This window comes from Parvibaculum sp. (assembly GCF_002684405.1).
In the GTDB taxonomy this organism is placed as follows: Bacteria; Pseudomonadota; Alphaproteobacteria; order Parvibaculales; family Parvibaculaceae; genus Parvibaculum.
This window is the reverse complement of record NZ_NYVD01000008.1, coordinates 1-8,896: the sequence shown is the minus strand read 5'-3', so window position 1 is coordinate 8,896 and position 8,896 is coordinate 1. Positions and strand designations below refer to the sequence as shown.

9 protein-coding genes are annotated in these 8,896 nt (G+C 57.8%); 2 read left to right on the top strand and 7 right to left on the bottom strand.

Annotated elements, in window-relative coordinates; all coding sequences use genetic code 11:
• Positions 1-214 precede the first annotated feature (214 nt).
• Complete coding sequence (locus CMI59_RS01040; protein ID WP_293323502.1) at positions 215-847, bottom strand: TetR/AcrR family transcriptional regulator; 633 nt, start codon at positions 845-847, stop codon at positions 215-217.
• A 142-nt stretch (positions 848-989) separates the two neighbouring features.
• Here CMI59_RS01040 and yghU point away from each other — a divergent pair, with 142 nt between their 5' ends.
• Complete coding sequence (gene yghU, locus CMI59_RS01035) at positions 990-1,844, top strand: glutathione-dependent disulfide-bond oxidoreductase (protein ID WP_293323499.1); 855 nt, start codon at positions 990-992, stop codon at positions 1,842-1,844.
• A gap of 41 nt (positions 1,845-1,885) precedes the next feature.
• Here yghU and CMI59_RS01030 read toward each other — a convergent pair whose 3' ends face one another.
• The 6 genes from CMI59_RS01030 to CMI59_RS01005 all read right to left on the bottom strand — a co-directional run bounded on the left by CMI59_RS01030 (position 1,886) and on the right by CMI59_RS01005 (position 6,936).
• The gene (locus tag CMI59_RS01030; RefSeq protein WP_293323496.1) at positions 1,886-2,761 is read right to left on the bottom strand and encodes a fatty acid desaturase; all 876 of its coding nucleotides are present in this window, start codon (positions 2,759-2,761) and stop codon (positions 1,886-1,888) included.
• Complete coding sequence (locus CMI59_RS01025) at positions 2,758-2,952, bottom strand: hypothetical protein (RefSeq protein WP_293323493.1); 195 nt, start codon at positions 2,950-2,952, stop codon at positions 2,758-2,760. Before CMI59_RS01025 ends, CMI59_RS01030 begins: the two co-directional genes overlap by 4 nt.
• Positions 2,953-2,989: 37 nt before the next feature.
• Positions 2,990-4,219: an NAD(P)/FAD-dependent oxidoreductase gene (locus CMI59_RS01020; protein WP_293323490.1), complete on the bottom strand. Its 1,230-nt coding sequence runs from the start codon at positions 4,217-4,219 to the stop codon at positions 2,990-2,992.
• On the bottom strand, positions 4,212-5,396 hold the full coding sequence (locus CMI59_RS01015) for an L-2-amino-thiazoline-4-carboxylic acid hydrolase (protein WP_293323487.1): 1,185 nt from the start codon (positions 5,394-5,396) through the stop codon (positions 4,212-4,214). Before CMI59_RS01015 ends, CMI59_RS01020 begins: the two co-directional genes overlap by 8 nt.
• Before the next feature lie 105 nt (positions 5,397-5,501).
• Positions 5,502-6,725 (bottom strand): tetratricopeptide repeat protein, encoded by a 1,224-nt coding sequence (locus tag CMI59_RS01010; protein WP_293323484.1) that lies wholly within the window; start codon positions 6,723-6,725, stop codon positions 5,502-5,504.
• A gap of 16 nt (positions 6,726-6,741) precedes the next feature.
• On the bottom strand, positions 6,742-6,936 hold the full coding sequence (locus CMI59_RS01005; RefSeq protein ID WP_293323481.1) for a hypothetical protein: 195 nt from the start codon (positions 6,934-6,936) through the stop codon (positions 6,742-6,744).
• 21 nt (positions 6,937-6,957) lie between these two features.
• On the opposite strand from CMI59_RS01005, the gene CMI59_RS01000 reads away from it, so the two are divergent.
• The gene (locus CMI59_RS01000; RefSeq protein WP_293323478.1) at positions 6,958-8,445 is read left to right on the top strand and encodes a HEAT repeat domain-containing protein; all 1,488 of its coding nucleotides are present in this window, start codon (positions 6,958-6,960) and stop codon (positions 8,443-8,445) included.
• The last annotated feature ends 451 nt before the right edge of the window (positions 8,446-8,896 follow it).

Sequence of the window (8,896 nt, the reverse complement as noted above, 5' to 3'; positions counted from 1 at the left end):
CCTCCCGAAGCCGGTGCAACTCCTCTTCCCGGCCATGATGCGGCACGCCCGCTTCCGAAAAAGAGGGCGTTCGCTGCTTTCCCTTATTTTAGCATGTAGGAAAGCCGCACCAATATGTCACGCGTTTGCAGCCAACTAACCGGAAGGCACGCAAGAAGCCGATGAATTTCAGCTATTTAGCGTGGGGAGCATTAAGGCGCCGGTCATGGGCCGATCAGGGAGCGATCACGGCCCGGACCGCACGCGCCGCCCGGTCGATGACGCGCTCGCGGTCGCACTCGGCGGTTTCCAGCAGCATCTCGACGGAGGCATAGCCGAGTTCGACGGCCAGCCGGCACCGGTCATAGGCGTCGTCGCGCGCGATATCCGGAAAGGCCTCCAGAACCCGGTCGGTGAGGAACCCGGCCACATAGGCATGGGAGGAAAGACGGATGGGCCGGAGCGAGGGGATCGCCCGGAGCGATACGATCAACGCATAGCCGCCTTCGAATGTTTCGGTGATTTCCAGGGTACGGCGGAGCAGTTCACGTGTTCGCACCAGCTGCGCGCCGGGCTCTTCGGACATATCGACGGACGACTCTCCGAGCGCCGCGTTCTGCGCCTCCATCAACTCACGCCCGAGCACGGCCAAAATGGCATGCTTGTCCTCGAAATAGCGATAGAAGGTCGGCGCCGTCAGACCGGCCCGTTCGACGATAGCGTTGGAGTTGAGCGCCTCCAGCCCCGCTTCGCTGAGGATTTGCTGCGCGGCGGCCAGCAGGCTGCGATAGGTCGCCTTGGCGCGGCGCTGGCGAGGTTCGACAACGGGTTTTTCCTGGAGGCTTTCGGGCGCGGAAGTTTCTTTCATACCGAGAACTTAAGAGATCGGCGGGCCTGCCGCAAAGGGGGAGGCAAGAGGCTTTCGGCATCCGATCACAGGGATTTGCATTGCCTTTGCGCGCGGCAGCCTCCAATTACTACATATGAAATTCCGGGAAGGAGAGTTTTACATGTCAGATAGTGAATATACGCCGCCGAAAGTCTGGACCTGGGAAAAGGACAAGAGCGAAAACCGTTTTTCCAATATCAACCGCCCCATCGCAGGCCCGACACATGAGAAGGAACTGCCCGTCGGCAAGCATCCCTTCCAGCTCTATTCGCTGGCGACGCCCAATGGCGTGAAGGTGACGGTGATGCTGGAAGAGCTGTTGGAAGCCGGCCACAAGGGCGCCGAATACGACGCCTGGCTCATCAATATCAGCGAAGGCAATCAGTTCGGGTCGGATTTCGTGGCGATCAATCCGAATTCCAAGATCCCCGCCCTGATGGATCGCAGCACCGACAAGCCGACGCGGATTTTCGAAAGCGGCGCGATCCTGCTCTATCTCGCCGAGAAGTTCGGCGGCGCCTTCGTGCCCAAGGACCTTGCTGCGCGGGCGGAATGCTATTCCTGGCTGATGTGGCAGATGGGCTCCGCGCCCTATCTCGGCGGCGGCTTCGGGCATTTCTATGCCTATGCGCCGGTGAAGATCGAATATGCCATCGACCGCTTCGCCATGGAGGTGAAGCGCCAGCTCGACGTGCTGGACCGGCAGCTTGCCGACAATGAATATATCGCCGGGCCGGACTATACGATCGCCGATATGGCGATCTGGCCGTGGTACGGCGCGCTGGCCAAGGGGCTGATCTACGACGCGGGCGAGTTCCTGAGCGTGCATGAATACAAGCACGTCAATCGCTGGACCGACCAGCTTTCGGAGCGGCCCGCCGTGAAGCGGGGCCGCATGGTCAACCGCGTCTGGGGCGAGCCCGAGAGCCAGCTTCCCGAACGGCACGACGCGAGCGACTTCGAAAAGGTGAAGTAACGACGCAGAAGAGACGCATGGGCGGCGCCCCGCCCATGCGCTCAAATCCCGTTGAGGCGGCAGCCGCGGGCTTCCAGTATCGGCCTCAGTTCCCGATAGGCCGCAGGGTTGCGGTCGAGCGGAATGCGCGGATGCAGGTGGTGGACGATGTGGTACTGCATGCCGAGCGAGAGCACGTTGCCCAGACGGGAGCGGAAGGCCCGTGTGTCGCGATAGCGGCCCGTCGCCTCAGCCGGGTGATGCGGCGCCCAGGACAGGAAGAAATCGATATAGATGAAGGCGAGCTGCAAGGGCAGCCACCAGAGGAAGAAGGCTTCCAGCCCATAGCCCGACCACGCCGCCACACAGAGAACGGCCAGATAAACGAAATTATAGACCGCTGCGTGCAGGAGAAGATCCGAGCGGCCGATGCGCGTCAGACATTCCTCATAAGCCTTCCCACGCTCGCCATCCGGCTGGCGCTCGCGGATGCTGCGCCAGATAGCATGCCATGCGCCGCGCGCGCTCGTCGCGTAATCGGGATCGAGAGCGGGATCGTTCGTATGCCGATGATGCTCGAGATGGGTCTGGCGCAGCACCTCGAAGGACGAGGCGATCATCCAGCTCGTCGCGTGCCCCAGGAACTCATTGAACCATCTGAGCCGTTCGCCGGGACGGGCGATGATGTCATGCTGGGCGTCATGCGTGGGCAGATAGACGAGCGTCATGTTGACGGTGGCGATGAGGAAGCCGGCCCATAGCGGCAGGAACCCGTAAAGCACCAGAGGCCAGAGCGACAGCCAGACCGCCATATTGGCGAATGCCCAGACGACCATGAACCAGGGAAACCTACCCATATGACGGCGCGCGATCTCGCGCTCGCATTTCATCAGCTCGGTTTCGTTCAGGCCCGCATAATCGGCTGCGTCCACGGTCATATCCATCTCCTCCAGAATTGCGCGACCAAACCCCATGCGCCGCAGACGATGGCCGAGAAGGCCAGAGGCGACAGGCCAAAGGGCGGCAGCCACCCGATCGTATGGATCGCCTGCGCCATGACGGGCGTCAGAAAACCGAACGCGAAAATGAGCGGCATGATGTAGAAGACACCGCCTATGAGCTTTTCCACGCCAGCCTCCCTCTCCGATCGTCATTTCCACGCATCGTCATTCTCCCTCGATCATCCTGTCGAGACTCTTCAACAGCCTTTTCTGCGTGTAGAGATACATGGACGCATTTCGCAGGCGGACGAGCGCAGGCGAGTTGACGAACATCAGCCGGGCAAGCGAACGGGACCCGTCCTGCGCCGTCTCGACACGGGAGCGCTGGCGTTTTTCATAGAGCGTCAGGGCGCGTGTCATGCCCGCCGCATCGGTTCGCGACAATTCGTCTGCCAGCGCCGCCGCCGAATCCATTGCGACGGAAGCGCCCGCCCCCGCCGTCGGCAGGAAGGCGGCCGCCGCATCGCCGAGCAGCACGACGCGCCCCTTGCTCCAGCGTTTGGCGCGGCCATCATCAAGGTCCCAGAAAAAGGGTTCGTCTTCCGGTTCGAGGCTCTCCAGCGCATCGGCGAAGGGGCCTTTGCGCTTGCCGAGCTGCGTCTTCAACTTATCGACAAGCGACCGGGCCGATTTCTCCTTCAGCGCGTCGATGCGGCCGGCGAGGAAAATGCCCGTCCGATCCTTCACCGGATAGAGGCCCATGCCCCAGCCGGGACCCCAGAGTTCGCGATAGGTGCCGCCCATGGCGGAGGGGGCGTCCGTCCACATGACCCAACCGCCCCAGCCGGTGCGATAGGGCGTATATTCATCCGCCGACAGAATGAAGTCGCGCGTAGTTGAGTGAATGCCGTCGGCCGCAACGACCAGATCGAAGCGATGGTGCGATCCATCGTCGAAGGTCACATCGACACCGCCCTCATCCTGGGCGAGATCGCGAATGGTCGTCCCGTAATGTACGGGCAGATCGCCGAGGCTGCCGTGCAGAAGATCGAGAAGCGCGCCGCGCTCAATGCCCTGATAGGCGCCATAGCGCTCCATGATCGGGGTGAGCGAATAGTGCCGCAGCCTTTTGCCGGACATGCCGTTGAATTCATAGGCATTCATAGGCCTGCTCTCGGCCAGATAAGCGTCGTGAAGACCAAGCCCGTGCAGGACCCGGCCGCCAAGCGGCAGAAGGCCGAGCATGTAGCCGCCCGGTGTGCCTGCGGGGTTTTTCTCGATGAGGACAGGCGCTTCTCCGCGCTGCTTCAGCAGGGCGGCAAGGGTTACGCCGGCGATCCCCGCTCCCACGATGAGGATGCGAAGCCGGGCGCGGGAAAGCGTCGGCGCTATCGCATCGGCGAACGAATCTTTTTGGGGCAGGCCTTCTTCATCTGTATGCGGATCGCTACTCATCGCTTTCACTCTCCGCCTCTTCGTCCTCGTCATGTTCGGGATGGAACCGATAGCGGAAGGTGCAGCAGGGCGCCCCCTGCATCAGCGTCTGCTCGCGGGTCAGCTCTACATTCGGTGCATTCGCCGTCGCCATGTCGGTATCGATGTCGCAAACCAGCGCGCGGCCGAGGTCCGGCTCGTCCATGGCCCGAAAGAGTTGCGCAAAGGCGCAGGACGTCACGTCATAGTCGAGGGCGCCCTCCTCCTGTCGCAACCATTTGTAGTCGACGCTGTCGCCGACGCGGCGGCCGAGATCGGCCATGGCGCTGGCCCATGCCTTTTTGCCGGGGCCGCCCGCGTTTTGCGCCGCGCACTGCAACTTGCGGCGGCGCTCCTCCGCGACGGCGCCCAGCACCAGCCTGTTCGCCTTTTCCTCTCCGATTTCCGCACGCAGGGCATGCAGGACCGGCACCAGCACCTCCGCCTGCGCTTCAACTTCACGCATAAGAGAGTCGTCAGGCTGCGTTGCGGGTGGTGCGGCGGGGGCGAGCATGTTTCGGCACAACTCGATGGATTGCTGCGTACGCTCCAGCACTTCCTCATCGGTAAGTTCAGACCAGTGTTCGACGAACCAGCGATCTGCATGAAGCGCTGCGCCGAGTGCGTTGGCGACGAGGAGCGTGATGGGCATGTCGCGCCGCACGGCACCCGCCGCCTGACCGGTTTCCAGCGCCTGACGCACCCAGCCTTTCACCCGCTCGACAAGCGGCGCAAGTTCGTCGCGCAGCAGCGGCGTATCCGAATAGATGCCCTTGGCGAGCTCTGCCAGCTGGGCCTTGTCGGCCATGACGAGGGTCGCCCGCATTAAAACATCGGACAGCGAGTCCCAGAAGGCGTCGGGGGATTCCGCCTTGAGCGCGACGGGCGCGGCCTCTTCCGCGATCCGGTTCAATGCGCGGTCCACGACGAGCCGGTAGAGGGCCGCCTTGTCGCGCGCATAGTGATAGACCTGCCCCTTGCTGATACCCGCGCGCTCCAGAATGCGGTTAAGGGACGCGCGGTCGAAACCATGTTCGGCGAATTCAGTCTCCGCCGGATCCAGCAATTGCGCCTGACGATCCGGCGACAGGGCGCGAAACCGTTCCTCCGGGCTTTCAGGAGCCCGGGGCCGGCGTTTTTTGTCCTCGGAAGCTGCCATGCGCTCTTTTTAGACCGATGGTCTAAACAAGGCAAGAAATTTTAGACCACTGGTCTAAAGTCGCTTTAGCGCCGCCCGGAGAGAGGCCGACCGGCTATTCGGCTGTCAGACCAGCAGCAACCAGGCCTGTGCAAGTTTCGCCGCCTTCCCGTCCTTGATACCTGCAAGAGCCTTTCGAGCCTCGGCTTTCCTGCCGGTGGCGAGATAGGCCTGCGCCAGATGCAGGCGCGTGAGGCCGGCCTCCGGGAAGGAGGCCGCCAGCGCCGATTTGTAGAGCGCGATCGCCTTGTCGTATTGGCCATAGCTGGCATAGGCCTCGCCGAGCGCCGCCTTGCCCTTCGGGCTGGGGGCGTCCTTCGCCAGCGACTGCTTGTCCTCGGCTGCAAGCTTCTTTGCCATATTGAGCAGGCGCAGTTCGCGGTTCTTGTCCTTGCCGCCGAGCACGCCCTTCTTGAAGCCTTCGTCCATCAGCGCCTTCGCCTCGCCCGGCAGGCCGAGTTGAATGGCGATCTGGGCCGCCTCCATGTAGCGGCGGGAGCTATCCATATAGCCCTTGGCGCGCAGGATACGGTCGAGTTCCAGCGTCATGCGGTCCGAGGTGCCGATAGCACGCTGCGTATCCGCCAGATACTGCTTCCAGTACACATCCGACGGCGCATATTTAACGAGCTTCCGGAGTGCCGAGGCCTGCATCTTCTTGTCGCCCGCCTGCTGGGCGCTGGCCATCTGGATCTGCAGCCAGGATTCCTCCGGCGCCTTGCCGGATTTTTCCGCAGCCGCCACAAGCACGGCAGCGGATTTCACGGCAGCCGGATAGTCCTTACGCAGATAGTCGCTCTGCATCACCAGAACCTGCATGTGCCGGTCGGGACCGAAGGACTTCTGGTATTGCGAGGCGAAGGACGCGGCCTTGCCGTACATCTTGCCGCGATAGGCCATGTCGGCCAGCGCCTGAAGCCGCTTGGGCTTTTGCGCGGCAGGGACATAGGACGAGCCGTAGGAGGTCTCATAGGCCTTCACCGCCGAGGCGTAGTCGCCGAGGCGGGCGGCGAGATAGCCCATGAAATCGTTCACGACGAAGCTCTCATAAGCCGTCTTCTTTTTGACGGCTGCGGCTTCGCGCGTCTTCTTCATCGCGGCTGCGTATTTTCCGGCCTTGGCGAGTTTCTGCGCGGCCTGAAGCGGCTTGCCGACTTCAACAGACATGGTTTCGGCGGCCTGCGCGGCGGCGGGCGCCATCACTGCCGCCGTCATGCCGAGCGGCAGGGCCGCTGCCAGAATGAGGCTGCGTGCGAATTTGAAGATGTCGAATTTACTCAAGCTACTCATGGGAAACCGTTTCCCCCTAATCCATATATTGTTCATTACCGACGAAGCCGATTTTGGTGACGCCGAGGCGTTGCGCGGCGGACAGCACCTTGGCGACATAGTCGTATTTGACGAGCCGGTTGGGCCGCAGATGCACTTCCGGCTGCGGCTGCATCCCGGCGATCTCGGTGAACTTGTGGGGGGACCAGATCGTGCATCGGTCTTGTTGCAACCACTGGAAGCTCTTTGCAATGTGGAAGAAACTGTCGTCCGCGACGCTGCTGCAAAGAGTATTTGTAAAATTATTGACCTGTTGCCTGACCAGGTGGCTCAAGGGACTGCTGTTCCCATGGTAATTCGCTTGGCAAATGGTGACTGGTTTACGTCAAAGGTTTCTTCGTGCGCTTTGGTTGCATCGGCATACGCGAAATCGAATGGCTCCGGCAAACAACAGCTTCTACAACTGTTCTGCACCCAGCTAGCAAAGGACGACACACCAATGGTTAGAAGAGCTGTTGCGAAACAACTAGGTGCCGTGTGTTCCGTTGTTGAAGCACAAGAGCAACGCGCCAAGGTGGTACCTTTATACAAAGAAATGGTTATGAATGACCAAAACGAAACTGTGCGATTGCTGGCATTGGAGCAATCGCCAATAATTGCTGCAAATATTAAAGATGTTAGTTTTGTTTTAGATGTCGTTAAGCCCCAGTTTCAAGAGTTGTCTTGGCGTATTCGAAACAGTGTCACGAAAGGATTAGGGGAACTTGCAAAGGCCTGTGGAAGCGATTTGTCTGTTTCTCAACTCGGCCCGTTACTTCCACCGCTGCTGGTGGACCCAGAGGCAGAAGTTCGCTTAACAGTATGTAACCAACTAGTAGATTTTTGCAACGTTGTAGGCGCAAAACAATTCCGTGATATTTGCATGCCGCAACTAATGGCAATTGCTGAACAGCAGGACGAGGACCCACGAATTAAAGCGTCTGCCGCAAACGTTATTATGTTTGCGGGGCCGAAGTTAGGAAAAGAGTATCTGTCGTCAGACTCAGTTATGCCATTTGTAAAACGTCTCGTGAATGACCCTGGAAATTCAATGGAAGTGACAACGAAAGTGCTTCCTCACATTGATGAGCTGATAGGTAACCTAAATGTTGAAAGCGTACAAACCTTTTGTAAAGATGTGTTAATGAAAATGCTAGACGCAAATGAAGGATTTGATTGGAGAGCGCGCGCAGCGGCCGCGAAAGCTCTACCAATAGCAGCAAAGGAGCTACAAAAAGGCGGAGTTAGCCCGGACACTTTCTTTGAAAAAAACAAATTGTTTGATGCGTTTTTGGAACTATTAAACGATCGTGTGTCCGATGTTCGTGAAACATGTGCAAATTCCTTCAGTGTATTTCATGACGTGTTAGGTGTGGAGTGGACAACAAGGATCGCTTTGCCATGCATCACTGACAATCTCAAAAACATGAGCTATCTAAGGCGCATATCTTCGATGAAAGCTATTACATGTTTAGCAAAGGCTGGTCCCGATCTATCTTCAAGTATTTTAAAGTTATTTCAGATAGGCTTGAAGGACAAAGTGCCGAATGTTCGAATTGCAGCGTTGGTGGGAATGATGGAATGTTGGAAAAATCTAAATCAAACAGATACCGAGGAAATAGCCACTACAGTTAAAGGGATGGTGGATGATGAAGACGATGAAGTAAGAATGTTCGCGTTGCAAATGTCGACAATGCTATAAAGTGTCGATCTCATATCGTACACCGACATAATATACACAACTAATGGATGATATACTCATACACGATTTTAGAAATTGCGAAATCTAACTTTTTAAAAATTAAATTAAAACGCGTAATGGTCAGTGCCTCTAGATATTTTACATAATTATACATTATTGTTATATATATTATTATTGTTTGTACAGTACTATAATTAATACATGTGTTTGATTTCTCTACCAAATCAGGCCAAACCCTCGCTCTAAAAAACAGCAGTCAGATACTCTCTGCTCTAGCTCACATATATAAAATTGTCGCGGTTTATGGGTGTTGCAATTCATCCGAAAAAGTGTGCAAATGTAATGATAACACCCTGATTAATAATCGAAAAGTGGTATTCTCAAAATGCCAAAGCTTATCTATATATAGGTAGAGTCTGCTTTTATCTACAAATGCGCAAAATGGCGCGGG